The sequence below is a fragment of the Aquabacterium sp. TM01 genome (assembly GCF_057808345.1).
Genome location: NZ_AP046529.1, coordinates 182906 through 209641, shown reverse-complemented (window position 1 = coordinate 209641; position 26736 = coordinate 182906). Strand labels below are relative to the sequence as shown.

At 68.2% G+C, this 26736-nt stretch carries 23 protein-coding genes; 6 read left to right on the top strand and 17 right to left on the bottom strand.

Annotated features, from left to right (window positions below):
* Window positions 1-92 precede the first annotated feature (92 nt).
* Window positions 93-422, top strand: a complete 330-nt coding sequence (locus tag AC3WW4_RS01140; RefSeq protein ID WP_488826535.1) for a hypothetical protein — start codon at window positions 93-95, stop codon at window positions 420-422.
* Here AC3WW4_RS01140 and AC3WW4_RS01135 read toward each other — a convergent pair.
* From AC3WW4_RS01135 to AC3WW4_RS01120, 4 genes are all read right to left on the bottom strand, one after another.
* Window positions 389-1078: a nucleotidyltransferase family protein gene (locus AC3WW4_RS01135; RefSeq protein ID WP_488826533.1), complete on the bottom strand. Its 690-nt coding sequence runs from the start codon at window positions 1076-1078 to the stop codon at window positions 389-391. The two genes, AC3WW4_RS01140 and AC3WW4_RS01135, sit on opposite strands and share 34 nt — an antisense overlap.
* Window positions 1075-3354, bottom strand: coding sequence for a xanthine dehydrogenase family protein molybdopterin-binding subunit (locus AC3WW4_RS01130; protein WP_488829671.1), 2280 nt, complete (start codon window positions 3352-3354; stop codon window positions 1075-1077). The genes AC3WW4_RS01135 and AC3WW4_RS01130 overlap by 4 nt, the downstream gene beginning before the upstream one ends.
* Window positions 3354-3821 carry a (2Fe-2S)-binding protein gene (locus AC3WW4_RS01125; RefSeq protein ID WP_488826531.1) on the bottom strand — a complete coding sequence of 156 codons (468 nt, stop codon included), beginning with the start codon at window positions 3819-3821 and terminating at the stop codon, window positions 3354-3356. The genes AC3WW4_RS01130 and AC3WW4_RS01125 overlap by 1 nt, the downstream gene beginning before the upstream one ends.
* Window positions 3822-4025: 204 nt before the next feature.
* Entirely contained in the window at window positions 4026-4619 is a 594-nt protein-coding gene (locus AC3WW4_RS01120) for a hypothetical protein (protein WP_488826529.1), read from the bottom strand.
* A 174-nt stretch (window positions 4620-4793) separates the two neighbouring features.
* Between AC3WW4_RS01120 and AC3WW4_RS01115 the strand changes: the two genes are divergently transcribed.
* A complete protein-coding gene (locus AC3WW4_RS01115; RefSeq protein ID WP_488826527.1) occupies window positions 4794-6023 on the top strand; it encodes an MFS transporter in 1230 nt (409 codons plus the stop codon).
* Between the two features lie 21 nt (window positions 6024-6044).
* Here AC3WW4_RS01115 and AC3WW4_RS01110 read toward each other — a convergent pair whose 3' ends face one another.
* Both AC3WW4_RS01110 and AC3WW4_RS01105 read right to left on the bottom strand, forming a co-directional pair.
* Complete coding sequence (locus AC3WW4_RS01110) at window positions 6045-7667, bottom strand: methyl-accepting chemotaxis protein (protein ID WP_488826526.1); 1623 nt, start codon at window positions 7665-7667, stop codon at window positions 6045-6047.
* Between the two features lie 275 nt (window positions 7668-7942).
* Window positions 7943-10453, bottom strand: a complete 2511-nt coding sequence (locus tag AC3WW4_RS01105) for an adenosylcobalamin-dependent ribonucleoside-diphosphate reductase (protein WP_488826524.1) — start codon at window positions 10451-10453, stop codon at window positions 7943-7945.
* A 403-nt stretch (window positions 10454-10856) separates the two neighbouring features.
* Here AC3WW4_RS01105 and AC3WW4_RS01100 point away from each other — a divergent pair, with 403 nt between their 5' ends.
* Complete coding sequence (locus tag AC3WW4_RS01100; protein WP_488826522.1) at window positions 10857-11825, top strand: oxygenase MpaB family protein; 969 nt, start codon at window positions 10857-10859, stop codon at window positions 11823-11825.
* On the opposite strand, the gene AC3WW4_RS01095 is transcribed toward AC3WW4_RS01100, so the two are convergent.
* The 4 genes from AC3WW4_RS01095 to AC3WW4_RS01080 form a co-directional block, all read right to left on the bottom strand.
* A complete protein-coding gene (locus tag AC3WW4_RS01095) occupies window positions 11822-12346 on the bottom strand; it encodes a hypothetical protein (protein ID WP_488826521.1) in 525 nt (174 codons plus the stop codon). The two genes, AC3WW4_RS01100 and AC3WW4_RS01095, sit on opposite strands and share 4 nt — an antisense overlap.
* A complete protein-coding gene (locus tag AC3WW4_RS01090; protein WP_488826519.1) occupies window positions 12346-13035 on the bottom strand; it encodes a C39 family peptidase in 690 nt (229 codons plus the stop codon). Before AC3WW4_RS01090 ends, AC3WW4_RS01095 begins: the two co-directional genes overlap by 1 nt.
* Before the next feature lie 12 nt (window positions 13036-13047).
* The gene (locus tag AC3WW4_RS01085) at window positions 13048-13413 is read right to left on the bottom strand and encodes a hypothetical protein (RefSeq protein ID WP_488826517.1); all 366 of its coding nucleotides are present in this window, start codon (window positions 13411-13413) and stop codon (window positions 13048-13050) included.
* Window positions 13414-13487: 74 nt separating this feature from the next.
* A complete protein-coding gene (locus tag AC3WW4_RS01080) occupies window positions 13488-14891 on the bottom strand; it encodes a hypothetical protein (protein WP_488826515.1) in 1404 nt (467 codons plus the stop codon).
* Window positions 14892-15418: 527 nt separating this feature from the next.
* Here AC3WW4_RS01080 and AC3WW4_RS01075 point away from each other — a divergent pair.
* The 3 genes from AC3WW4_RS01075 to AC3WW4_RS01065 are packed head-to-tail and all read left to right on the top strand — an operon-like array spanning window position 15419 to window position 19178.
* Window positions 15419-16705 carry an acetate kinase gene (locus tag AC3WW4_RS01075; RefSeq protein ID WP_488826514.1) on the top strand — a complete coding sequence of 429 codons (1287 nt, stop codon included), beginning with the start codon at window positions 15419-15421 and terminating at the stop codon, window positions 16703-16705.
* Between the two features lie 9 nt (window positions 16706-16714).
* A complete protein-coding gene (locus tag AC3WW4_RS01070) occupies window positions 16715-18055 on the top strand; it encodes a sigma-54 dependent transcriptional regulator (protein WP_488826512.1) in 1341 nt (446 codons plus the stop codon).
* A 28-nt stretch (window positions 18056-18083) separates the two neighbouring features.
* A complete protein-coding gene (locus AC3WW4_RS01065) occupies window positions 18084-19178 on the top strand; it encodes a 6-pyruvoyl trahydropterin synthase family protein (protein ID WP_488826510.1) in 1095 nt (364 codons plus the stop codon).
* Window positions 19179-19235: 57 nt separating this feature from the next.
* Here the strand turns inward: AC3WW4_RS01065 and AC3WW4_RS01060 are convergent, their stop codons facing one another.
* The 7 genes from AC3WW4_RS01060 to flhD form a co-directional block, all read right to left on the bottom strand.
* On the bottom strand, window positions 19236-19448 hold the full coding sequence (locus AC3WW4_RS01060) for a hypothetical protein (RefSeq protein WP_488826508.1): 213 nt from the start codon (window positions 19446-19448) through the stop codon (window positions 19236-19238).
* Between the two features lie 126 nt (window positions 19449-19574).
* On the bottom strand, window positions 19575-20798 hold the full coding sequence (locus tag AC3WW4_RS01055) for an NAD(P)/FAD-dependent oxidoreductase (protein ID WP_488826506.1): 1224 nt from the start codon (window positions 20796-20798) through the stop codon (window positions 19575-19577).
* A 42-nt stretch (window positions 20799-20840) separates the two neighbouring features.
* Window positions 20841-21887: a lipocalin-like domain-containing protein gene (locus AC3WW4_RS01050; protein WP_488829670.1), complete on the bottom strand. Its 1047-nt coding sequence runs from the start codon at window positions 21885-21887 to the stop codon at window positions 20841-20843.
* Between the two features lie 209 nt (window positions 21888-22096).
* A complete protein-coding gene (locus AC3WW4_RS01045; RefSeq protein WP_488826504.1) occupies window positions 22097-24799 on the bottom strand; it encodes an FtsX-like permease family protein in 2703 nt (900 codons plus the stop codon).
* Entirely contained in the window at window positions 24789-25439 is a 651-nt protein-coding gene (locus AC3WW4_RS01040; RefSeq protein WP_488826502.1) for an ABC transporter ATP-binding protein, read from the bottom strand. The genes AC3WW4_RS01045 and AC3WW4_RS01040 overlap by 11 nt, the downstream gene beginning before the upstream one ends.
* Before the next feature lie 92 nt (window positions 25440-25531).
* Window positions 25532-26068 carry a flagellar transcriptional regulator FlhC gene (gene flhC, locus AC3WW4_RS01035; protein WP_488826500.1) on the bottom strand — a complete coding sequence of 179 codons (537 nt, stop codon included), beginning with the start codon at window positions 26066-26068 and terminating at the stop codon, window positions 25532-25534.
* Window positions 26069-26116: 48 nt separating this feature from the next.
* Window positions 26117-26440 carry a flagellar transcriptional regulator FlhD gene (gene flhD, locus AC3WW4_RS01030; protein WP_488826498.1) on the bottom strand — a complete coding sequence of 108 codons (324 nt, stop codon included), beginning with the start codon at window positions 26438-26440 and terminating at the stop codon, window positions 26117-26119.
* Window positions 26441-26736 lie beyond the last annotated feature (296 nt).

Genomic DNA, 26736 nt, shown 5'->3' with positions numbered 1-26736 from the left:
ACCGTCGGAAGGTATGGGGGTGTCGTGAAAATGACGTGACAGTTTTTTGAACAATTCAAGACGGGCGGGGCGCTGTGTGGCCCAATCTTTCCATGGCCTGGCTGAAAAAAGACCCGCATTCCATCCGCTCACCCGCGGGCCTGGAATGGCGCATCTGGAAGAAGTTGCCGCTGATCTGGCTGGTGGGCACCGTGGTGCCTTTGGTGTTGGCGGGCGCCACCTGGTACTTCTCGCCGGCGCAGCCCGATGGGGCCCGCGACCCGGCCATCATGCGGTTCGAGTTCGTGATGATCGGCCTGGTGATCCTGCACTGGACGCTGGTGCTGACGGTGGCCATCGGCTGCGTCATCGTCATGCTGATGAAGGGGCCGAATTACAAGGCCGATTCTTACCCCATGCCCGACAGCGACGAGCCGCTTTGAGCGGGCATCTCGTCGCCGTCTTCGGGCCAAGCCAGCCGCCCGCCGCCCAGCGCCGCATCCAGACGATGCACATCCTCCGGCGTGTCGACGTCGGTGACGAAGTGTGGGTTGCCGCAGGTCCAGGCCTGCACCGCTGCAGGCTTCGCTTGTTGCTGCCATTGGCGCACGCCCTGCCCTTCAGCCTGTGCACACACCGCCGCCACGGCGTTGCCTGACAGCAGCACGGGATGGCCGCGCTGACCCGCCACCACAGGGTAGAGGCTGTGCACCGCCGGATCCCGGCCAGTCCAGGCCGCCTGGATCTCGCGCAGGTCGGCCTCGCCCAGCAGAACCTGGTCGGCCAGCAACAGCATGGCCGTGTCCACGGTGGGTGGCAGTTGGGCCAGCCCGGCGCGCTGGGACGCGCTCAGGTCTGACGTGCTGGGTGGCAACTGCACGGTCTGTACCGCCAGGTCGCTCACCAGCGGGGCCAGCGCCGCGGCATGGCGGCCCAGCACGACCACGATGTGGCCCACCCCACAGGCCTGCAAAGCCATCACTTTGCGGCGCAAGACCGGCATGCCATCGAGGCGCAAGGCGCCCTTGGGCCGGCCGCCCATGCGCTGGCCCTCGCCCGCCGCCAGGATCACGGCGCCCCACGCGGGCGTCGGACTCATGCCAGCAGCTGGTCGCGCAGCGGCAGTTGCCGGATGCGCTTGCCGGTGGCCGCGAAGATGGCGTTGAACAGCGCGGGCGCCACCGGAGGCACCGGCGGCTCACCCACGCCACCGGGCGGCACTTCGTGGTTGTTGTTGACCAGGTGGGTGCGGATGGTGCGCGGGCTTTCGGCGTGGCGCAGCACCGTGAAGTCAAAGAAGTTGCTCTGCACCACGCGGCCCTGGTCGAAGCTGATCTCGCCACTCAGCGCCAGGCTCAGGCCCATCACCGCGCCGCCTTCCATCTGGGCGCGGATGCGCTCAGGGTTGATCTGCGGCCCGCAGTCGATGGCCATGTCCACGGCCACCACCTTCAGCTCGCCCTGGGCGTCCACCGCCACCTCGACCACCGTGGCCGTGTAGCTCATGAAGCTGTAGGCCACTGCCAGGCCCAGGCCGTGGCCCTTGGGCAGCTTGCGGCCCCAACGCGCGCCCTTGGCGGCGGCCTCGATCACGTCACGCATGCGGCCGGTGTCGATCGGGTAACGCTCGGGCGATTCGCTGTAGTTCCAGTTGTCCGCCAGCGTGCGCGGGTCCAGCTTGCGCGGCGCGCCGATGAGGTCGAGCAGGTACTGCTTGTGATCGCGCCCGGCCTTGTGCGCCAGTTCGGCCACGAAGCATTGCACCGCGAAAGCGTGGGGGATGTTGGAGACCGAGCGGAACCAGCCGATGCGGGCGTGGGCTTCGACCTCGGCGCCTTCCAGCCGCAGGTTGGGGATGTCGTAGGGCACGTTGATGGCAGTCATGCCCGCTTCCAGGTCCATCTGGCCCTTGCCGCCTTCCACGAACAGCGACAGGATGGACGGCGCGGCGGTGCGGTGCAGCCAGGTGGTGGGGCGCCCTTGCGTGTTGACCACGGCTTCCAGGCGCTCGACCGACACTGTGTGCAGGTAGTCGTGCTGCAGGTCGTCCTCGCGGGTCCAGACGAGCTTGACGGGCGTGCCCGGCATCTTCTGGGCGACCATGGCGGCTTCGGTCACGTAGTCGGGCTTGGACTTGCGGCCAAAGCCGCCGCCGATCAGCAGCGGGTGGACCTGCACGGCCTCGGGCTTGAGGCCCAGTTGGGCGGCGACACCGTCGAGCGCGGCCTGCGGGTTCTGCACCGAGGTCCAGATCTCGCAGCCACCGTCCTTGACCAGGGCGGTGGCCACCGGCGGCTCCATCGTGGCGTGGGCCAGATGCGGCAGGTAGTACTCGGCGCTGATCTTGTTGCCGGCGGGCGCCTGGGCCAAGGTCTGCATCACGTCGCCCTGATCGCGCAAGACTTTGGCGGGGCGGCGCGCGGCGGCTTCCAGCTCGGCGCGGTAAGTGGCCGAGTTGTAGGTGGCGTGAGGGCCATCGTCCCATGTGAGCTTCAAGGCTTTGCGGCCCTGCATGGCGGCCCAGGTGTTGGTGGCGACCACGGCCACGCCGCCCAGGGGCTTGAACACCGGTGCGCCGGTGAAGCCGGGCAGCTCGATCACGCGCAGCACGCCGGCCACCTTCAGGGCTTCCGTGCTGTCGACGCTGCGCAGCTTGCCGCCGAGCACCGGGGGGCGGGCGACCACGGCATAGACCATGCCGGGCAGGCGCATGTCCATGCCGTACTGCGCCTGGCCGCGGGCGATGGCCTCGCTGTCCACCGCGCGCACCTTGCCCTGGCCGATGTAGCGGAACTGGGACGGGTCTTTCAGCTTGAGTTGCTCAGGGGCGGGCAGAGGCAGGCGCGCGGCCTCGGCAGCCACCTCGCCGAAGCCCAGGCGGCGGCCGGTAGGCGTGTGCAGCAGGGTGTGTTGGCGGGCCTGCACTTCGCTGGCGGGCACGCCCCAGCGCGCGGCCGCAGCGGCTTCGAGCAACTGGCGGGCGGCGGCACCGGCGCGGCGCATCGGGAGCAGGAAGTGGCGCACGCTGCGCGAGCCATCGACGTTCTGGTTGCCGTAGCGGGCCTCGTTGGCATCGGCCTGCACGACGGCGACGCGGGCCCAGTCGGCCTCCAGCTCATCGGCGATCACCATGGGCAGGCTGGTGCGCACGCCGGTGCCCATCTCCACCCGGTGGGCGATGATCGTGGTGCGGCCATCGGGCTCGATCGAGAGGAAGACGTGGGGGTTGTCCACGGTGCCGCCAGGCATCGAGTCGGCGCCGTACTTGCGGGCGTCTTCGGCACGAACCAAGCCGTTGAAGCCGACCGACAGCAGCAGGCCCGACAGGCTGCCTTGCAGGAAGGTGCGGCGGGTGGTGTGCAAGGTCTCGTTCATCATGCGGCTCCTTGCAGGCGGCGGGCGGCCAGCTGGATGGCGGCGCGGATGCGGGGGTAGGTGCCGCAGCGGCAGATGTTGCCGTTCATGGCGGTGTCGATCTGCTTGTCGGTGGGGCGGGTGTTTTGTTTCAGCAAGGCCACCGCCGACATGATCTGGCCGGCCTGGCAGTAGCCGCATTGCGCCACGCCCAGTTCGGTCCAGGCGGCTTGCACGACGCGGCCGACGCGGTCGTTCTCCATGCCTTCGATGGTGGTGATTTTGTGGTTCTTGGCCGTGCCGATGGGCAGGGTGCAGGACCGGGTGGCTTGGCCATCGACGTGCACGGTGCAGGAGCCGCACAGTGCCATGCCGCAGCCGAACTTGGTGCCGGTGTGGCCCAGTTCATCGCGCAGGGCCCACAGCAAGGGGGTTTCGTCGGGCAGGTCAACCTGCTGCGCACGGCCGTTGATATGAAGGGTGGTCATGATGGGCGTGGGGGTGAGGGGCAGTTCGGGTGCAGGCCGAAGGTCAGCGCAGGCGCAACACGATCACGCCGCTGGCGCTGCCGACAACCATCTGACGCAAGCAAACCGAACCCTAACGGCTCGGGTCAAGAGGCACCATAGGGGGCTGTTTCACCCCATCGTCAGGAGGGACATGGCCGGGTCGAAGCCTGTGGGCGCACAGGGTCAGGGCGCAGGGTCTTGCGACTCCATGTGGAGCAAGGCCTGCTCCAGCGGCACGAGCTGGTCGAGCGCGTGGGCAATCCGCAGGGCGGTGAACTGTGCACGTGCCTCGGTGAGGTGTTGGCGGGCACATTGCGTGTCGCCCTGGGCCAGGCAGGTGAAGGCCAGGCACATGTGGCCGTCGGGCACATATTCGGGCAGCACGCGTTGGTGGATCAGGGCCTGTCCGGCCTGATGCAGGGTGTCCAGGTCGCGAAAGCGCATGGCCAGCAGGGCCTGGATGCGCACGGCGATCAGGCGCTTGACGGCGTGGTCCTGGTGGTGGGCTTCGCGCAGGCACTGCTGCGCCAAGGCCTGAGCCTGCTCGGGCGCGTCCTGTTCATAGATGAGCTGCACCGCCTCGCCCAGGGTGGCGCTGCTGCAGGGGCGCTCGGCCCGCAAAAAAGCGCCCAGCACGGGCGGTTGGGAGGCGGTGAGCGAGGAGAGGTGCGCGACGGTGTCCGGCTCATCGGGCATCCAGGCGGCACGGGCACTGCTCAGGCCAGCCAGCAGGCACAGGGCCCAGCCACAGCGGGAGAGTTTCGAAGGACGCAGCATGGCACCTCCTGCACACGCATCACACAACGACGCGTCAGCCACAGCTTGCCACCGCCGCCGGGGCTTGCACAAGTCCCGGCGGGGTGTGAAACGAGAAATCGTGGCGCTTTCCTGAAGGCGTTGCATGGTGGCGAATCTGCCAACATGCGGGTCTGCGCATTTCCTGTCGGACCCATGTCACGCCACCCCCTTGCCCTGTTGACCAGCCTGTATGCCGCCCAGGGCCTGCCCTTCGGTTTCTTCACACTGGCCTTGCCTGTGTTGATGCGTGAGGCGGGCTGGTCGCTCACCGCCATCGGCCTGCTGCAGTTGCTGGCCCTGCCCTGGTTGTTGAAGTTCCTGTGGGCGCCGTGGGTCGACCACCGGGGCGCACGGCGCACCTGGTTGCTGGGGCTGCAAGGGTGTTCGGTGGTGGCGGCCCTGGCGCTCGCTGCGCTCAACCTGGATGCCACGAGCCAGGGGCTGCTGTGGGCCGTACTGGTGTTCAACCTGCTGGCCGCCACCCAGGACGTCGTCACCGATGGCCTCGCCGTGCGCCTGCTGGTGGCGCGCGAACGGGGGCTGGCCAATGCGATCCAGGTGGGGGCGTACCGCCTGGGCATGATCTTGGGCGGCGGCGGCCTGCTATGGCTGTGGGCCCGCAGCGATGGCCGCACGGTGTTTGTCCTGATGGCGGCGCTGCTGGCGCTCAGCACCTGGCCGGTGTGGCGCATGCGCGAACCGGCCCGCGTGCCCGAGCCCGGCGCCACCCTTGCCGCCGCGCGGCCTCTCCCGGCCAAGCAGTTGGCGCTGGGCTGGTGGCACCGGGCCTTGGCCCCCGGGATGTTGACCTTTGCCGCGCTGGTGTTCTGCTTTCGCTTTGGCGATCAGATGGTCAGCAGCCTGATCACCCCGTTTGTGAGTGACCAGGGTGTGGGCAAGGAGACCATTGCGCTGATGAAGGGCGCGGTGGGCTCGGGCGCCAGCCTGGCGGGGGCGCTGCTGGGCGGAGCCTTGATGGTGCGGGTGAACCGCCGCACGGCCATGCTGTGCACCGGCCTGGGCCAGGCGCTGACCTTCGGGCTCTACATCGCCGCCGCGTTGGGCTGGGGCGGCATGCCGCTGCTGTGGTGGGCGACGGTGGCCGAAGGCGTGGTGGGCACGATGGCGACCGTGGCGCTGTTCGCGCTGATGATGGACGCGTCCGACCCCGCCCATGCGGGCACGGACTTCACCTTGCTGGCCAGCGTGGTCGTGGGGGTGGGCAGCCTGGGCGGCATCGCCGGTGGGGTGGTGGGCGACGCGCTGGGCTATGTCTGGACCTTTGGCATCGGCACGGCGCTGTCGGCCCTGGGCTGTGTGGCCCTGGTGGGCTGGCTGGACCGTCACCCCACCCACGCGCGGGTGGCGCAGGCCTGGCGCTGAGCCGGGGGGGCGTTCAGGCCGTCATGCCAGGTGCACTGCGGTACGGGGGAGGCTGCCCCAGCCTGTGACGGTCTCGGTGACCGCGGTGCTCGTGCGATCGGGGTGTCCAGCATCGTTGACCCTGAAGGCCGCCACCGCACGCACCAGCTCCTGCGCCTGTGTGTTCAGGCCCAGGGCCGCCGCCGCCATCTCTTCCACCAAGGCAGCGTTCTGCTGGGTGGACTGGTCCATGTGGGCCACCGTTTCGCCGACCTGAGAAACGCTGTCGCGCTGCGCGCTGCTGGCCGCCGTGATCTCGGCCACGATGTGGGTCACGTGTGCAATGCTGGTCACCACCTCCTGCATCGTGGCGCCCGCGCGGTCGACCAGGGCGGAGCCGCTTTGCACGCGCGTCACGCTGTCCTGGATCAGCCCCTTGATCTCCCGGGCAGCTTCGGCGCTGCGATGGGCCAGGTGCCGTACCTCCCCCGCCACCACGGCAAAGCCGCGGCCCTGCTCACCGGCTCGTGCGGCCTCCACAGCGGCATTGAGGGCGAGGATGTTGGTCTGGAAGGCGATCCCGTCGATCACCGAAATGATCTCGGCAATGCGGGTGCTGGCATCGCTGATGCCGCGCATCGTGGTCACCACTTCGGCCACCACCTCGCCGCCCTGCTGTGCGATCTGCGAAGCGCTCTGCGCCAGCTCGTTGGCGGCGTGGGCATGCTGAGCGTTCTGGCTCACGGTCAGACCCAGCGCGTCCATCGAGGCGGCGGTCTCCTGCAAAGCACTGGCCTGGTTTTCGGTGCGGGCACTCAGGTCCTGATTGCCCCGGGCGATTTCGGCGCTGGAGTTGAGCAGCGTGTCGGAGCCCTGGCGCACGGCGTTCACGACCCGCAGCAGGCCATCTTGCATGTCGCGCAAGGCGCGCAGCAGCTGGGCCGTTTCGTTGCGCCCCTGGGCGTCGATGCGCACGTTCAGGTTGCCGGCGGCCACGGCGCGCGCCACGTCCACCGCCTGATGCAGTGGGCGGGTGATCGAGCGGATGATGCCGATGGCCATCAGCACTGCGGCGACCACGACCAGCGACACGGCGGCCAGTGCGGTCCAGACGATGCTCTGCGTGGTGGCGATCAAGGCCTGTGAGGCGGCATCGGCTTCTTCGCCCTCGATGCGCGTCAGGGCCTGAAGGTGCTGGAAGTACACCTCCTGCGGGGGGCGCACCTCGGTGTCCAGCATCATCTCGGCGTCGGCCTTGAGGTCCTCCTGGCCCAGGGCGTGGAGCACGCGGCTCACCTCATGGCTGTAAGGGCGGTAGCTCTGGAGGGCCTGCTCGAACACCGGCCGGGCCGCGTCCGACTGGATCTGCTGCGCCAGACGGGCCTGCACCTCGGTGACCGACTGGCGGGACGCGTTGATCAGATCGATCTGATCCTTGAGTGCGTCCGGCCAGGTGTTCATCAAGGCGTTGCGCAGGCTCTGGGCCTGGAAGTTGTGCGCGTCACGCAACTCGCCCAGGTCGCGCAGGATCTGCATGCGCCGGTCGATGGTGTCGCGCAGCGAGTGTTCCATCGCGCGGGCCTTGTGCACGTTGAGAGCCCCCACCAAGCCCATCATCACCACCAGAAAGCCAAATGCCAAAGCCAGCCGGGTGGCGATTTTCATATCTCGAAAATTCATAGGTCTCTTTCCAGGATCAGGGTGCCCACATCGCACCGCCAAAACGGCGGCCATTGCACGGCTTTCGCGCACCAAATTGGTGATCCTAAAAGGTGGGTTGGCCCAAACTGTCGTGAAATGACGCCACTTTCCCTATCGCTAACCCTGGGTTGGGCGTGTTCCCGTGAGGCCGGTCGATGCCAAAGCGCCGCGCCCCCTGGAACGCTGGGTTCCAGGGGGCGCGAAGGGGGCGTCGGGCACCGGGTGGTGCCGACGGGGGTTTAGCCGCAGCTGCCTATGGCGCCGCAGTTGGCGCACTTCATGCAGCCGTCCACCTTGTGCATCTCATGGGCGCCGCACTCGGGGCACTTCTTGCCCGAGTTGGGCACGGTGTGGCCGTGGCTGCCGCTCGACGCGGTGATGCTGTAATCGGTGGGCTGCAGGTGGTGGCCCAGCTCTTCGTCGCGGCGTGCCAGGCGGGAGGCCAGTTGCAGGGCCGGGACCTGGTTGCCTTCGGCGTCCAGGAAGCCGCGCTTGGCCAGGATCTGCTGCAGCGCAAAGCCAATGGCGGCCACGTCGGAGTCGTGGAAGCGCGGTGCCACGGTGCCGTCGGCGCGCTCGATCATGCCGAAGCGCACGGGGCCCTTGTCCCATACCACCTTGCGCATTGAGGCGACGGCCTTGGCGACCGAGCCACCGGACTGGCCCACCATCGACAGCAGGCGCATGCTCGACGTGATCCACTGCTGGCCGTCCGAGGTCTGGCCGCCGGGGATGAAGAACTCGATCGGGCGCTCGATGGTGACGTCCTGGCCGTCGATCGTGCCCTGCACGCGCAGGAAGTTGACGGTGACGTAGACGGCCTGCTTGCCTTCAAAGGTCATGTACTCGACCTTGGAGGTGATGCCCTCCAAGTCGCCCATCGGACGCGAGTCGAACTGCTTGCGCAGCGGATCGTCGTCGTTGCGGCCGGTGCCACTCGGGGCGGTGCTGGCGGCCGGGGCCGCTGCGGGCGTGTCCACCGACAGCACGGCGCCCAGCGTGGCGTTGGGGCGGTAGGTGGTGATGCCCTTCAAGCCCATGCGGTAGGCCTGCAGGTACAGGTCGGCAAAGTCGGCGAAGGGGTAGTCGGCCGGGACGTTGATGGTCTTGGAGATGGCCGCGTCGATGAAGGGGGCCACGGCCGCCACCATTTCCACGTGGGCGATGGCGCTCATGTCCTGCGCCGACACGAAGGCCTCGGGCAGGCTCTTGGGGTCACCGCCACGGCTCAGGTAGACGCGGTAGGCGTGGTCTTCCACGGCGTAGATGCGGTGGCCGCCGTCGGGCATGCGCTTCTTGCGGTTGTAGGTCCACGAGAAGGCGGGTTCGATGCCGTTGGTGGCGTTGTCGGCAAAGGCCAGGGTGATGGTGCCGGTGGGCGCGATCGACAGCAGGTGCGAGTTGCGCAGGCCGTGCTTGCGGATATCCTTGCGCAGCTTCTCGGGCAGGCGCTTGGCAAACGCACCGGTGTTCAGGTACTGCTCGGCGTTGAACAGCGGGAAGGGGCCGCGCTCCTTGGCCAGCTCCACCGAGGCGGCGTACGAGGCGTCGCGCAGCGTGGCCGAAATCTTGGCGGCCATCTCGCGGCCTTCGGGGCTGTCGTAGCGCAGGCCCATCATCACCAGGGCGTCGCCCAGGCCCAGGAAGCCCAGGCCGATGCGGCGCTTGGCGGCCGATTCGGTGCCCTGCTCCTTGAGCGGCCACACGGTGGCGTCCAGCACGTTGTCGAGCATGCGCACGGCCACGGCAATGCCTTGCTCGAAGGAGGCGAAGTCAAAGCTGGCGTTCGGCTCGAAGGCGTTGCGCACGTGGCTGACCAGGTTGATCGAACCCAGGTCGCAGCAGCCGTAGGCGGGCAGGGCCTGCTCGCCGCAGGGGTTGGTGGCCTCAATGGTTTCGCAGTAGCCGAGGTTGTTTTCCTCGTTGATGCGGTTGAGGAAGAGCACGCCGGGTTCGGCGAAGTCGTAGGTCGACTTCATGATGGTGTCCCACAGGTGGCGGGCCTTGACCACCTTGTAGACCCACAGGCCGTCTTCGCGCTGGTAGGTGTCGGGCACTTCGGGGTGGGGCTGGGCGGCGTGCACCAGCTCCCAGTCGCCGTCGGCCGCCAGGGCCTCCATGAAGCCCGCGACGATGCCCACCGACACGTTGAAGTTGTTCAGGGTGCCGGGTGTGCGCTTGGCAACGATGAAGTCTTCGATGTCCGGATGCGAGACGTTGAGCACGCCCATCTGGGCGCCACGGCGTGCGCCGGCCGATTCGACCGTTTGACAGACCTGGTCGAACACCTTCATGAAGCTGACCGGGCCGGAGGCGCGCGAGTTGGTCTTCTTGACCCAACCACCCTTGGGACGGATGGCGCTGAAGTTGTAGCCCACGCCACCCCCACGGCGCATGGTCTCGGCCGCCTGCGAGGCGGCGTCCATGATGCCGATCTGGCCGTCGGCGCCAATCATGGCGTCGCCCACGGGCTGCACGAAGCAGTTGATCAGGGTGGCGGCGGTGTCGGCCAGGCCGGCGGCGGCGTTGATGCGCCCGCCCATCACCACGCCCAGGTCACGCTGGGCGGTGTAGAAGGTCTCGGCCCATTGCTGCTGGGCTGCAGGGGTCTTTTCGATGGTCGACAGGCCCTGGGCCACGCGGCGACGCACGTCGTCGACCGAGGTCTCACCGGGCTCGGCGTACTTCTCCAGCAGGACGTCGATGGAGGCCTCTTGAGGTGGGAGCGCGAGATCGGTGGTGTGGGTCATGACAAGCAAATGAGAGGGGTTGAACGGGCCGCAGTGTGCGGGCGCGGACGGAACGCGGCGGCACAGGACGGCCTCGACTGTATTACGTCGGGAGGGTTGGATTTTGCGCCGCCGCAACGATTCGTGGGACGGGGTGGATACCCCTGCCTGTCCCAGGGTTGTTGGCGGTCGCCGCCGAGCGGGCCGCGCCTGAGGGGCGTGAGGGAGGGCGAGAGTATGCCTGCGCGCCGCTCCGGCTGCGTCGCAGGGAGCGGGTGCTTGACCTGCAGATCAGGGTATTCCCTCGTGTGAGGTTTGGCGTCTTTTGCTCCCCGGGACATTCCGGTGGTGGCGGGCCGAACAGGGCGGCGGCACCCGCAGCGGCGACACTGCGATGCACACGAAGATCCAGGGAGTTGCCGCCATGTCTGAACCGTTCCGCAAGCGCTGGGGCCTGTTCCCCAACTCCGAGGTGGCCCGCACCATCGCCGCGCTGGATGCGCGTGAGGATTGCCAGCGCATCGTGCGCCTGATGGGCCAGTACGATATGGCCTGGGACATGCAGCGCGCGCTGGAGCTGGCGCTGTTCTACACCTATGGCAGCGACTCGGTCTCCACCCTGCTGAACCGCACGGGCGAGTTCCGCGAGCATGGCCAAAAGCGCTACGACGACACCCGTCTGCTGATCGGGCATTTTCTGGAAGCGGGCTGGGACAGCGAGGCGGGCGCGCAGGCGCTTGACCGCATCAACCGCACCCACGCGCACTACCGCATTCCCAACGACGACTACCTCTTCGTGCTGTGGACTTTCATCGAGTTTCCGCTGCGCTGGAGCAAGGTCTACGCACGCCGGCCCATGACCGCGCACGAGCGCGAGGCCGGCTTCAACTTCTGGGTGGAGATCGGACGGCGCATGGGCCTGAGCGACATCCCTCCGACCAAGGCCGCGTTCGATGCCTTCATCGAGGGCTACAAGCAGCGTCATTTCAAGCCGTGCGAGGCCAGTGCCCAGGTGGCGCGCGACACGCTACGGGTGGGGCAAGCCTGGCTGCCCTGGCCGCTCAAGGGCCTGGTGGCGCCGGTGGTCTACAGCCTGTTCGACGATGACGCGCTGTTCCTGGCCGCGGTGGGCGTCCGCAAGCCGCCGCGCTGGTTCGTTGCGCTGGTGCGCGGGGGCTTGCGCGCGCATGGCTGGCTGCGCCGTGGCACCCGCCTGGGTGCCTACCCGCTGCGCCTGGCCGACACGCCCAACCGCAGCTACCCCGGCAACCGCTACCGCATCGAGCAGCTCAAGCCGGTGCACCTGCAGCGGGCGGAGAGCAAAGCGCCTCATGCCACACCTGCCGCCGCCGAGTCTGACCCGGCGGCGGCAGGTCGCTGCCCGTTTGCTTAACGCGCCCCACCGATCGCCTGGTTCACGGCATCATTGATCGTGGACTGCAGGTTCATGAGCCGCATCAAGGCGGCACCGTTGGTGGTGGCCTGGATCACGGTCTCTGTGCGGATGGTCTGGTTGCTCAGGGTGTTCTGAATGTAGGTGGCCAGCGGGACGGTCAGGACGCTGGCGTCCACGGTGTTGCCTGGGCCGTTTTGCACCACCTGCTGCAGGGCGCTCAGTTGCTGGGCCAGTTCGGCAAACCGCACCTGGGTCAACTTGTCCAGACCGCTGGTCTGAAATGAGGTGGTGGTGACCAGCTGGTTGTTGATGTAGACGGCCCGGCTGATGCCAAAGGAGACGAAGAGTCCGGAGCCCAGGTCAAAGCCACCGCGCAGCTGCGACAGCTTCTGATCACCCACGGCCCACCAGATGGGGCGAGGGTCGGCCGGCGGGGGCGAGGTCTCCTGTGCCTGGCTGACGCCGCAGGCCCACAGGCCGACGAGGCTGAATAGGAGCGCGCGAAGGGGCGTCTGCATCAGAAATCTCCCGGGCCGTGCTTGGGCAGCGTGATGCCCATCAGCCCCTCCCGGCTGATGCCGGCTGTCAACGGGGCGGTCGGGACCGCAGCCCAGTCGGAGCTCTGGTTGAACCGGGCGATGTTCATGTGGCTGTGGATGACGAACAGCAAGCGGTTGGGCCAATGCGCCTCGAAGGCCTCACGCGACAGGCTGCGTGTGCCGTTGGCCGGATCACCGATCAGGACGCGCTCGCCCCGCAGGCCCTTGACCACGACAAAGTGCATGTAGCCGTTCTCGTTGATCAGCACGATGGCCGGCGTGCGGGCCTCCAGCAGCTTGTCCAGCGGCAACTCGAAGCCGTCGGCCACGAAGCCGCGCGATTGCAAGAAGCGCTTCATGTCGAGCAGCGAAAAGCCCTCGCGCTGGATCTGGGCCTGGTCGCCGACCTCGTACATCTGCATGAACACCTCGGTCTCGGTGACGGGGTGGTCATAGTGGTGTGTCAGCAAGGTGGCCAGCGCCGCCGAGCCGCAACTGAAGTCGTACTGCTGTCGCAACGTGCCGGCCATCTTGGCTTGCCGGAGGCTGACCAAGGGCAGGTTCACGTCGCCTTGGCCCAGTGAGGGCAGATAGGCCCGAGGTGCCTGGCCCCAGGCAGGACTGCCCAGCATCAGGGCCAGTGACAGCGGGATCAACAACGTGCGCATGGCGAACTCCGCTCAGTTCATTTGCAGTTGCAGGATCACCGCGTTCTGAATGAGCACGTTGGCCCCGGTGTTCTGGATCACGAGCGGGATGCCGCTCATGTTGGCCAGCGCGCCCGCGCTGATGGCATTGTTGCCGGTGATCACATGGTCGGCGGTGTTGCCAGCGGTGGTGCCGAGCAGCTTGATGTTGCTGCTCACCCACTCGCTGCCGCCGCGCATGCCGGCCAGGGCTTGCGTGGCCACGGGTTGGGCGAACGCGCTGCGCGTGGTCCCCGTCGTCGGGGTGGGCAGGCTCTCGGTTTGAGCCAGTGCGTGTGCAGGCAGCAATGCGACGAGCAAGGCCAGACGCGTCAGCCTGCGGGTATCGATCGGCTTCATCGTTACTCCCATCTTGTGTGGTGGAGACGTGCAGTCGGCATCGACCCGGTGGGGTCGATGCCGAGGTCACAGGCTTATTGCCCGCGACCGACGCCCAGGTTGGCCTGCACATTCACGCTCTGCTGGATCAGGGACGACAGTCCGCTGTTCTGGCTGGCGATCATGATGCCGGCGGCCGATTGACCCACGCTGGTCATGGTGTTGGCCAGGCTGAAGGTGCCGGCGTTGACCGAGTTCGAGCCACCTGCGCCACCCGTGCCGCCGGTGCCGCTGCCGCCAGCGCCCGCGCTGGCCGTGTTGGTGCCGCCATTGCCCGCACCGGCCACGCCGCCCGAGCCGTTGCCGCCGGCCCCACCGGCACCGCCGGTGTTGTTGCCGTTGCTGCCGCCGGTCGAGGTGGCATTGCCGTTGCTTGCGGTCCCGCCCGCGCCACCGCTGCCGGCACCGCCGGTGTGGCTGCTGGCCGGGCCCGTCGCGGTTTGGGTGCCACTGGCGCCACCCGCGCCACCGGCCCCTGTGTTGCCACCATAGGACGTGGCGGTACCGTTGTCGTTGGGTGCCTTGCTCTTGGCATTGGCACTGCCGGTGTCGCCGCCGCTGCCAGTGTGGGCCTTGGCGTAGCCACCGGTATCGCTGCTGCTGGCCTTGCCGCCAAAGCCGCTGCCGCCCTTGCCACCGTCCACAGCGCCATTCTTGGCGCCACCGTTGTCGATCTCGCCGTTCTTGGCAAAGCCACCGCTGCCGCCCTTGGCGCCGTCACCGCCCGTGCCCTTGCCACCGATGCCCTTGCCCATGGCTGCGGCGTTGCCACCGTCGCCCGCGGCGCCGCCCTTGGCGTTGCCGCCCGCCGCCGATCCGCTGTTGGTCGCGCTGTTGCCCAAGCCGTAGGCGCTGTTGCCCGTCACCACGCCCTTGAGGGAGCTGTGGGCGGTGATGGTGGTCACGTTGAAGGCGTTGTCAAACGTGCCGGTCGAGCCGTTGTTGAGGGCGGCCGAGCGATCACCGATGGCCTTGGCCGCACCGGAATGCTTGTTGGTGCTGCTGTCGGTCCGGGTGTCCGTTTTGGTGAACGTCTTGGTGCTGGTGTTGTTGGACTTGCTCGTGATGGTCTTGGTGTTGCCCGAGTCCTCGGTCTTGGTCGAGACGCTGTTGTCCGTGTTGTTGGACTTGCTCGTGATGGTCTTGGTGTTGCCAGAGTCCTCCGTCTTCGTGTACGTGCTGTTGTCGGTGTTGTTTGACTTGCTCGTCACGGTTTTGGTGTTGCCCGAGTCCTCGGTCACGGTCTTGGTGTTCGTGCTGCTGTCCGTGTTGTTGGACTTGCTCGTGACGTTCTTGGTGGCCGTGCTGCTGTCGTTCACCGTGCTGGTGTTGGTGCCCGTGTCGCCCTCACCGTTGGTTTGGGTGATCGGGCCACTCGCTGCCATGGCAGCGCTGCTCAGCAACAGGGTGATGGCCGAAGCCAGAAGTGTCTTTTTCATAGAGCCTCCGAAAGTTGACTGCGTTGATGTGAAAACAGACCTCACGTGAGGTGCGTGACCGCACCACAGGAAGCCCCATTGCATGCAACGTGCCAACTTCGTCACGAAATGTCCGAAACACGCAGCCACTCAGGGCGGAGGCGGAGGAGCCAGACGGCGCAACGCCGCCATCGCCGGTGGCAGGGCTCTTCGCCTGGCAGCACTGTCACATCCGTGTGACTGGGCCGGGACAAGGGGCTGCGCGCCGTGCCTTGCCCTCCCTCTGACATCGACGCGACGTGAGGGTTGTCAGGTGTCTCGGTGGCGTGACGGTCGCCCTCCCCCATCAGGGTGGCACGCGGCGCGCACACCTCAGAGCGGCCCGCGAGCAGGCCGTCTCAGGACTGAGACATTCGGACATTTTTGCTGCGATCGGTTACGTCTACTTACATGTTTGCGCTTGCGGGCATCAACGGGTCCTGCCTATGCTGCAGTGCATTAATCGATGGTCATGGCAGTACGACCACCTTCACACAGGGATGTCCGCCATGAACGAGGAAGCCTACCCAGGGGTGTGCACGGCGCTCGCTGGGGCCCTGCTGGCCCTGCCGATGCTGGCGGCGCATGCACAAAATGCCACGGGCTCCAACGAGCCTGCGCTGGCGAGCCCGCAGGCGCTGCAGCAGCAACTCGACGAGCAAGACCGAGAAATCCGCCGACTCAAGCAAGCGGTGACCGAGCAAGAGGCGCGCCAGCAGGATTTGCGCCAGTCCTTGCAACGTGCGTTGGGCCAGGAGGTGGCGCCAGCGCAGGCCAGCGCGGCGGCCGAGAGAGAGCCACGGGCGGTTCGTGTCGGCGTGGCCCCCAGCGCCGAGCCTCAGCCGGCGGCCATGGCCAATTTGTTCGAGCAACCCGGCATCCTGACGCCCCGCAATCAACTGGTGCTGGAGCCCTCCGTTCAGTACGCGTACTCGTCGAGTAACCGGGTGGCCTTGGTGGGCTACACCATCATCCCGGCGCTGTTGATAGGCTTGATCGACGTGCGGGAAATCAAGCGCAACACGCTCACGGGCGCCCTGACGGCGCGCTACGGCCTGACCAGTCGCTTCGAGATCGAGGGCAAGGTGCCCTATGTGTACCGCAGCGACTCGACCATCAGCCGGGAGTACGCCCTGGGCGCCGCGTCGGACAAGGTGTTTGGCGCGCGTGGCAAGGCGCTGGGTGACCTTGAGGTGGCGGCCCGCTACCAACTCACCGATGGCTCGGACACCCGGCCCTACCTGATTGGTGCCTTGCGTTTCAAGTCCCGCACGGGCAAGGATCCGTTCGACGTGGAGACGGACTGCATCACACGCTGTGACGGCCCGGACCGCGGGACCGGCCTGCCCCTGCAGTTGCCCACCGGATCGGGCTTTTACTCCTTGCAGCCCTCGTTGACATGGTTGATGCCGTCCGACCCGGCGGTGTTCTTTGGCGGCGTGAGCTACACCTACAATTTCAAGCGCAACAACATCAACCGCCTGGTGCGGGCCGGTGAGCGGGAGTTCATCGGCACGGTGGCGCCGGGCGGGGTGATCGGGCTGAACTTCGGCATGGGGCTGGCGCTCAACGAGCGCGCGTCCTTCAGCCTGGGTGTGGAGCTGAACTCGGTGGGCCGCACGAAACAGAACGGCCAGGCGGTGGCCGGCTCGGTGCGCACGCAACTGGCCAGCCTGCTGATGGGCTATTCCTATCGCTACAACGACAAGACGTCGTTCAACGTCTCGGTGGGCGCGGGCCTGACGCGTGACACCCCGGACCTCAGCATCAACTTCAGGATGCCGCGTTCCTTTTGAGGGTTCCCCATGACGCTGCAAAAAGTTCTGTGCCTCAGCCGCGGGGCCAGCGTCGCGGTGCTCGCCGAGCAGCTGCGCGCCCATGACTGGCTGGCCTTGCCCGCCGATGATCTGGGCGAGGCGCAGCGCATCCTGGCGCAAGAGCGCATTCTGGTCGGGCTCCTGTGCCTGTGGGACTTCGCCCCGATGGAGCTCGACCGTGTTGAGTTGTGTCTGCACGATCTGCCGCTGGAGTGGGTGGGGCTGGTGCCGGCGGACGCGCTGACCTCGCCCGACCTGTGTGATTTGTTGCTGGACCATGTGTTTGACCACCACACGCACCCGGTGGACTGGCCGGCCCTGAGCGTCACGCTGCGTCATGCCTTGTGCCGGGCGGAGCTGCGCCGGTGTGCCGCGACCTTGCAGCGCGACGTTCAGCGCATGGGCATGGCGGGCAACAGCCCGGCCATGAACCGCCTGCGTCAGCAGATCCGCAAGGTGGCGAGCACCGATGCCCCGGTGCTCATTGGCGGCGAGAGTGGCTGCGGCAAGGAGCTGACGGCCCACGCCATCCACCAGAGTTCGCGGCGGTCGGACCAGCCCTTTGTGGCGGTCAACTGCGGGGCGATCGCCCCCACCTTGATCCAGACGGAGCTGTTCGGTCACGAGCGCGGTGCCTTCACCGGGGCGAACGCGGCCCGGCAAGGCCTGATCGAGGCGGCCAACGGGGGCACCATTTTCCTGGACGAGGTCGCCGATCTGCCCCTGGAGCTGCAGACCAATTTGCTGCGCTTCTTGCAAGAGCACACCATTCAGCGCGTGGGCGCGACGCGCAGTGTGACAGTGGATGTGCGCGTGATCGCGGCCTCGCATGTGGACCTGTCGCAGGCCGTGGCGGCGGGGCGCTTTCGGGAAGACCTGTTCTATCGGCTCAATGTCTTGCCCATCGCCGTGCCGAGCCTGCGGGAGCGTGCCTCCGACATCCCGATTCTGGCGCAGCACTTTTTGCACCAGTGCCTGGAACAGGGGCACTCCCGTCGGGTGGTCGGCTTCAGCGCCGAGGCCCGCGCGGCCATGCTGGCGCATCCCTGGCCCGGCAATGTGCGCGAGCTGGGCAACCGGGTGCAGCGTGCCGTGGTGATGAGCGAGCGGCGGCTGATCTCGCCTGCCGACCTCGGGCTGGGCGATCCCTGCGAGGCGGTGGCGGTGGGGCTGGATGCTGCGCGTCTGCTGGCCGAGCGGGAGGCCATCACCCTGACCCTCGGGCGGCTGGATCACAATGTGACCCGCGCCGCGCGTGAGCTGGGGGTCTCGCGCATGACGCTGTACCGCCTGATGGACAAGCATGGTCTGCAGGCGCGCGCGCAATGAGGGGCACGATGGTGATCCAATACAGGTCATGAGCCTCACCACCCTGCACACCGCGTCCTGTGGTTTCGAATCGGCCCGCCAGGTGGGCGTGCTGCCGGACGACCACCCCAGCCACCGCCTGCATGGCCACAGTTTTGTAGCCCGCATTCGCGCGGCCTTGCCGGACGACTGGGCGCCGTTTCCGGGTGCGCAGGTGAGCACGCTGAGCCAGCGCCTGCAGGCCTGCACCGCGCCGCTGGACTACCGCCTGCTCAACGAGGTGCTGCCCCTGCCCACCGACGAGAACCTGGCGCGCTGGTTGCGCGACCGGCTGGACGTGCCGGGGCTGGAGCAGGTGGGCATCCAGAGCACGGCCGACCAGGGTGTCGATCTGGACCGCCACGACCAGGCCCATGTCTGGCGGCGTTACCGCTTTCAGTCGGCGCACAAGCTGCCCAACGTGCCCCTGGGGCACAAGTGCGGGCGCCTGCATGGCCATGGCTTCGAGGTCATCTTGCACGCCAACCAGGATGCGGGCGGGCGCGACATCAGCATCGACTACGACCACCTCGACGAGGTGTGGGCGCCCTTTCACTACCAGTTGCACCAGCGCTATCTCAACGTCATCGAGGGCCTGGCCAATCCGACCAGCGAGGTGATCGCGGGCTGGTTGTGGGACCGGCTCAAGGACGTGCTGCCGGAGTTGTCGTGGGTGACGGTGTACGAGACCGGCTCGTGTGGCGCCAACTTCAATGGCACGGACTACCGCATCTGGAAGGAGATGACGCTCGACAGCGCCCTCTTCCTGCGCCACGCGCCCAGCGACGACCCGCTCAGCCACATCCACGGCCACACCTACACGCTGCGCCTGCACCTGTCGGCGCCGCTGGACACGGTGATGGGCTGGACGGTGGACTTCGGGGATGTGAAGGACCGCTTCAACCCGATCTTCAAGGCGCTGGACCACCACCCGCTGCACGAGTTGCCGGGGCTGGACGATTGCGACACAGCGTCGCTGTCGCACTGGATCTTGACCGAGGCGCGCAAGGTGCTGCCCCAGGTGGACCGGGTGGACCTGTACGAGACCCGGGGCAGTGGCGCGATTGCGCTGCTCGGCCACGAAGGGCCGGCCCTGCCGATCTGAGGGCCACGCGGCATTGCGACGGCCTCAGGGGCCGTTCATGGGCGGTTCGCGGCCGGCTTATGGGCGCTTTATGGGCGCGTGCCGCGCCCTGCGGCCCCAGATGCTGCCCTGCACCAGCAACAGCGACGCGGCCAAGGCCAGCATGCCGTGCATCGGTCGGGCGCTCAGCAGGTTCCACAAGCCCAGCAGCGCCATCAGGGCGCAAGCCAGGGTGGTGACCTGTCGCAGGCGTTGGCGCAGCGACAAGGGGTGAGGTCGGGTGCCGTCCATCGTGCCTCCTGATCCGTCGTGGGCCGCAAGAGCGCAGCCTGAACAGCGGTTGTAGATCCGAAGGTCGTTGAACACAAGTCGGTATCGACCCTGGGCGGGGACGGGCAGGGGTGAACGGGCGTCGGTTTACTCGGTGAACAGCTTGTAGAGACCCTTGAAGGTCAGCAGGCGAGCGGGGTTGCTGGTTTCATTGAGCAGGCCGGCGATGCGCTGGCGAATGCGCGGGCTGCGCTTGGCCCGCCAGATCACCAGATCGGCCAGCCAGGGCTGGCGGTTGACCCAGTTGGCCTTGCGGTACATCTGGTAGCGCGGTTGCAGGGCACGCAGCTGGGCTTCGTAATGGGTGCGGGTGGCCGCGTCGTCCATCGACTGCTGGCGCGCGTCGATCAGGGTGCGGGCCGCCAGGATGCCCGTTTGCAGCGCCTTGCCGATGCCCTCGCCCGTGAAGGAGTAGGTGCTGCCGGCCGCCTCACCGCACACCAGCAGGCCGGGACGGCTGAAGCGGGCGCCTTCCAGACTGAAGCGCAGGGGCGCGCCTTTGAGCTCGCCCAGCGGGGTGCCGTGGGTGACGAGTTCATGGGCCAGGGGGTGGACCTCGGTGAAGCGCTGGTAGATCTGGCGCAGGTTCAGCTTGCCCTTGGCGCGCTGGCCATCGACGCCGTCCGTCAGGCCCACGCCGATGTTGAAGACGCCATCGCCGCACGGGAAAATCCAGCCGTAACCGGGGCTGAGGGCGCGGTGCCAGACGATTTCCAGGCCCTGGACGCGGTCGCTCAGACCGGGGTGACGGATGTGGCCGCGCAGGCCCACACCGCTGGGGGCTTGGCGCTCGGCCATGCCGGCGGCCAGCAGGGCCTGGGGCACGGCACCGCTGGCCAGCAGCACCCAGCTGGCGTGGAGTTCGCGTTGCGTGTCGCCGTGCTGCACCCGGGCCCCGATCACGCGACCGTCGCGCTCCAGCGGGGCTTGAAAGCGCACGGGGGCATGCATGCGGGCGCCGGCCGCGACGGCGGCGCGACAGACGATGTCATCGAGCAGGCGGCGCGGCAGCACGGCCATCTCGCCGGGCACATCCAGTTGACCGCCACGCGGGCCCACGCATCGCACATGGTGGACGGGCTGGGCCACCTGCATCACCTCGTCGAGCACGCCCAGCTCGCGCAGGGCCTGGTGCGCATCGGGGATGAGGCCATCGCCACAGACTTTGTCGCGCGGGAAGGTGTGCTGGTCGATCAGCACCACGTCCAAGCCGGCGCGGGCCAGGGTCAGGGCCGCGGCGCTGCCGGCCGGACCGGCGCCCACGATGAGCACGTCACACGTGGCTGGGAGAAGGTCGATGGACAGGTTCATGGTGCGCGCCAGTGTAGCGGCGGCTCAGGGGGCCATGACGCTTCACAGCACCAGGGCGCCGGCATAGCCGGTCATCTCCAGGTAGCCGCTGCCCACCACGGCGCCTTGGGCGTTGCGTAGCTCGCTCAGGCCTTCCCAGTAGGTGCTGCCGGTGCTGCCTCGGCTGTCGAGCTCTTGCGCGTCGAGGCGGGCGTGCACCTGGAAGCGGCCGGCGGGCGTGTCCACCGTCCACTCGACGGGGTAGCGAGCGCCGCTGGCGGGACTCAGCCAGGTGCGACCGGGCGTGAAGCGCACCTCGGGGTGGCCGAAGATGCGGGCGGCTTGCCCTGGCGCGCGCCAGCTGCCGCCGCTCCACAGCGTGCTGCCGTCGCTGCGTCGCAGGCGGAAGGCGGTGAGCGCGGCGCCGCCTTGCAGGTTCATGCCGATCCAGTCCCAGCCGACGGCTTCGGGGTGCATCAGCGACTCGCTCCACTCGTGGTCGAGCCAGGCCTGGCCTTGCACGGTCAGCGTCTGGCCGTGCAGGCGCAGGCTGCCGGTCACCGCCAGATGCGGCTGCGAGTAGTAATGGCTGGCCTGGCCCGGTTCGGGACCTTTGCGCGAAAAACCGGCCTGCCCTTGCAGCAGCACCGGCTGGGTCTGCGTGAAACGCAGGTCGAGCTGGAAGGCGCGTGCCGGGATGCGGCTGCGGTAGACACTGTGGTCGACCTCGCCCGAGCGGTGCAGCTGCCAGTCGCGCAGCGTGAGGTGGGTGTCGCCCTCGGCCGCGTCAGCCAGGCCCCAGCCGGCGCGGGCGATGCGCTGGTCGTGCAGCAGCTCGCCGTGCTGCAGGTCGGTGACTGCCGCGTGCGCAAAGATCAGCTGGCGCGCAGCAAAGCGGCTGGCGCTGTGCGCGGCCACGTCTACCCGTGAGCGGAAAAAGGTGATCTGGAAGCCGTAGGTTTGCGCCGGTGATGAGGCCGAAGCGCGGCCTTGCAGCGCGCCGGTGAGGTACCACCACTCGGTACGCGTGCCCGGGTGGGCGCCGTGGTCGAGCGGAAAGCGCAGGGGGTTGCCCGGGCGCACCAGGGCGCTGCGGTCGCCGGACGGCATGGTCGAGGTCGGGGCCGAGAGCGGATCAGCGGGGCGCACCGGGAGCGCAGGGGCCATCGGCTGATTCTGGCTCAGGGTTTGAGCCAGTCCCAGTGTGGGTGTCACCCCCAGCAGGGGCAGGCCCAACGCCTGTTGCAGCCAGCGGCGGCGGGCCGCCAGGTCCTGACTCATCGGGGGCGTCATCAGCGGGTTCGGGTCCGAATCCGGCATCACCAGTCCTCCTTCACAGCCAGCACGGCGTCACGGCCCACGGCGGTGCGGCCTGCCAGCAGCGCGGTCAGCGTGCCGGCCACCACCACGCTGGCACACAGCGCAGCCAGGCGCGGCCAGGGCAGCAGCAGGTCCATGGTCCAGTGGAAGCTCTGCGGGTTGACGACGTGCACCAGCACCATGCTGACCGCGATGCCCAGCCCCAGGCCCAGCAAGGCGCCCACGCTGGTGAGCGCCGCGCCCTCGCCCGCCACAATGCCCAAAATCTGCCGCCGCGTGAAGCCCAGGTGGCCCAGCAGCCCGAACTCTTTGCGCCGCGCCAGCACCTGCGCCGAAAAACTCGCCGCCACGCCGAACAGCCCGATGCCAATGGCCACGGCCTGCAGCCAGTAGGTGACGGCGAAGCTGCGGTCGAAGATGCGCAGTGTGGTCTGGCGGATCTCGCGTGGCTCGGCGAACTCCAGCAAGGCCCCGTCCAAGCCTTGCGCGGCGGCCGTGGCGCGGATGGCCGTCTGCAGGTCGGCGGTGCGGGCCTCAGGTGCGAGGTGCAGGGCCAGGTCGTTCAGGCCGGTGTCGCCGGTCAGTCGCTGGTAGTCGGCTTCGCCGATCACGATGGCGCCTTGCTGACGGGCGTAGTCGCGCCACACCGCGCGCACCCAGGCGGTGACCGGCGGCTGGCCGGCCTGCAGGGGCAGTTGCAAGGTGGTGCCGGGGCGGGCGTCGTACAGGTCCACCATGGCCTCGCTCACGTAGATGCTGACCAGGCCGGGGCGGGCCGGGAGGGCATCGCTGACCAGGGGCAGGCTGCGGCCGGGGGCGTCGTCACCCGGGCCGTCTCCCACCGGACGGGCCAGCAGGGCGACGGCAGGCTGATCAGGGCGCAGGCTCAGGCTGCTGACGCGGATGCCCGTGGCGCGCTGCACGCCGGGCAAGGCGGCGATGGCGTTCAGAAAGCGGTGGTCCAGGTGCATGGCTTCGGCGCCGTTGGCGGATTTGGCGGTGCGCGCGTACAGGTCGGCGGGCAGGACCACATCCAGCCATTGGGTGACGGAGCCGCGGAAGCTGGTCACCATCACGGTGAGCGCCACCGACAGGCTTAGGCTGGCGACCACCCCGGCGGTGGCCACGGTGGCCGTGTGGCGCATCCGCCGGGCGCGTTCCACGGACAGCATCAAGGCGGCATGGCGGGCCAGTGGGGCGCGCGGCCACAGGCTGAGCACCGCGCCGACGGCCGCGGGCACGCAGGCGATGCCCCCCACCAGCAGCGCCACCACGGCGAGGTAGGCAAACAGCGGCAGGCCACTCACTGCCGGCAACTGGGTCAGCCCCAGGCCGACGATCAGCAGCAGCGGGCCGACCCATTGCTGAGTGCGGCCCGAGGGGGCGTCACCCAGGCCTTTGAGGGCCTGCGCCGGGGCCAGTCGCTGCGCGGCGCGTGCGGGCAGCAGCCCGCCCACGATGGCGGCGACCACGCCCAAGGCGCCATAGAGCAGTGCGGCCCATGGCGACCATTGCAGCGTGGGCGCGATGCCGGGGAAGTAGCCACCACCCAGGTCACCGGCCAGCAGCTTGAGGGCGGCCGCCGCCAGGCCCGTGCCCACGGCCAGGCCCAGCACTGCGCCCAGCAGGCCGATGGCGGTCGACTCCCACAGGACCAGTTGCAGCCGCTCGCGCCCGCTCAGACCCAGCACGCCCAGCAGCGCGAACTGCTGCTGGCGTTTGGCCACCGACAGCGCCAGGATGGAAAACACCAGAAAGGCCCCGGTGAACAGCGCCACCAGGGCCAGCACCGTGAGGTTGACGCGGTAGGCGCGCGACACGTTGGAGACGCGCTGCGTGGCGGCCTCGGGCGAATCGGCGATCACGCCGGGCGGCAGGGTCAGCGCTTGCAGCAGCGCCTCGGGCTGGGCCCCGCCCTGCAATTGCACATCCAGTCGGCTGAGCTGGCCGTGCAGGGCAAAGGTGTCTTGCGCGCCGGCCAAGTCCATCACGCCGAGGGGGCCCCCGCCTGCGTTCACGGTGCCCACCACCTTGAGCGTCACCCAGCGCAGGCCGGCCTGCACCGCGAGGGTGTCTCCCGCCTGCACGCCGAGCTGGCGCTGCGCGGCGGCGTTGAGCGAAATGCTGTCGGGCGCGAACAGGCGGAGGCGGTCGATGCCCGGCACGTCGGTGGCCAGGCGCGGCACCAGCAGCGGCGTCAGCGGGCCGGCCACCAGCGGGTCCAGGCCGAGCACGCGCAGGGCCACGGGCGGGGAGGCTGCGCCTGATGAGGGCTCCGTGAGCGGCTGCGATGCGGGCGAGGCGGCCACCGCCGAGGCGCCGCCGGCCCGGACAGCGGCCGGACCCTCGCGACGCGGCGCCGCGATCCGACGCGCTTGGGTTTGTTGTTCGATCACCGGGTTGGCCACCGCCACCTCGGGGCGCTGCGCCACCTTGGGGTACAGCGTTTCATCAAGTGTCCCGCGTGCCGCCCGCAGGCTCAGGTCGGCCTGGCCATTGACCGAGCGCACCGCGGCGCTGAACTCGCTCAGCGCCGAGGCGTTGATCAGGTGCACCGCAAACGCCAGGGCCACGCCCAGCAACACCGCCAGCACCGCGGTGCTGTGGCGCAGGCCGTGGTGGCGCAGTTCCTGCCAGGAGAAGGTGCGCAGCAGCCGCCCCACGGGGGACGACAGCCGGGGCGCGCCGCCCTCAGGCCGCATCGCGCAGCCCCTCGCGGGTCAGGCGCAGTACGCGGTCGGCGCGGCGTGCGGCGGCCGTGGAGTGCGTCACCATCACGCAGGCGGCGCCGTGGGCCCGCGTCTCCGCCACCAACGCGTCCATGATGGTCTCGGCGGTCTGCGGGTCGAGGTTGCCGGTGGGCTCGTCGGCCAGGATCAAGGCGGGCCGGTGGATCAGCGCGCGCGCAATCGCCACACGCTGCAACTGCCCGCCCGAGAGCTGTTGCGGCAGGCGCTCGCCCAGGCCGCCCAGCCCGACGGACGCCAGGGCCGCGTCCACCCGCTGCGCATCGGACGTGCCCAGCAGCATCAGCGGCAGCGCCACGTTCTGCGCCACGCTCAGGTGCGGCAGCACGTGAAAGGCCTGGAAGACGAAGCCCAGGTGCTGGCGCCGAAACAGCGCCTGCGCCGTTTCGTCCAGCGCGGTGAGGTCGGTGCCCTGCACCCGCACCGTGCCGCCCGAGACGCTGTCGAGCCCCGCCAGGCAGTTCAGGAAGGTGGACTTGCCCACGCCCGACTCGCCCACGATGGCCACGAACTCGCCGGGGGCGACGTCCAGGTCGACGTGGGAGAACACCGGCTCGGTGCCGTAACGCTTGCTCAGTTGATGGACATGCAGCATGAGCCGCAGCATATCGGCAAGCGGCACACCCACGAAAAAAAACGGGCCCCGAGAGGCCCGTTCAACACGACAACAAGAGAAAACGACAGGGATCAGTGCAGTTGCAGGGCGCCAGCGGCCTTGCCCTTGCCGGCACGGGCGGGCGGGTTGCACAGGCCACACACGAAGTTGCGACCGATTTCATGGGGATGGGTGACGAAGTGGCCGCCGCACTTGCTGCACTTGGTCATCGTCAACATGCCGTTGTCGATGAACTTGACCAGGCGCCAGGCGCGGGTCACCGACAGCAGCGGCTCCAGGCCCTGGGTCTCGGTCTGCTCCAGGTAGAGCTGGTAGGCCTTGATCACGGCATCGATCTCGTCCATCTCCGAGGCCTTGTTCAGGTACTCGTGGATGTTGAGGAACAGGCTGGCGTGGATGTTGGGCTGCCAGGTCATGAACCAGTCGGTCGAAAACGGCAGCTGGCCCTTGGACGGCGACTTGCCGGCCACTTCCTTGTACAGGCGCAGCAGGCGCTCGTAGGACAGATCGGTCTCGGACTCCAGCACCTGCAGGCGGGCACCCAGGTGGATCAGGGTGATGGCGCGGTCGATTTGCTTGACTTCGGTCAACAGGCTCTTGCTACGCATGGTGGGACTCCGGGGTGTGGTTCTGTCAGATCTGGATCAGGGGGCGGCTCAAGCAGCTTCCTGATGCTTGCCAGCCATCAGGATGGCGGCGTGCAGGCGGGAGGTGCTGTCGCTGCCGGCGCCCTTGCCATGGTTGGTCAGCAGGGTCCAGACCAGATCGTCGTCGACACGCATGCGGCACACCAGGGTGTTGCTCGATGCCACCTTCAACACTTGAGCGGGGGACAGCGAGACCAGGCGGTCGGCGGACTCTTCCGAGATGCCCAGGCGGAACAGGGCCTGTTCACGATCGGCGCGGATCAGGTTCTGCGCCAGCATCAGGTAAGACAGGTTGGTTTCGCGGATTTCGGCGAGGATCTGTTCGTTGTTCATCTCGGTCTCCTTGTCGCGATGTCGTTCGCGTTGTCGATGGATTTATTGTGCAAACAACGGCCAATTTTCTTGATAGGAGACTGGCTGTAAGACGGGTCGGCTCCCGGCTACAAGGCGTGTAGGAATTTGCCTGACAGAAGGTCGGAAAAAGACCCCAGAAGCCATCCAGACAATTGCTTGGGAAAGCCGGTGCATTTGTCAGCACAGGCACTGCGAGTCAGGCACGATCTCGTGCTAACGGCCCGGTCGTGGGGCGGTGACATTCCGCTTGAGCCCCGGCAGGTCTGGCCGTTTGT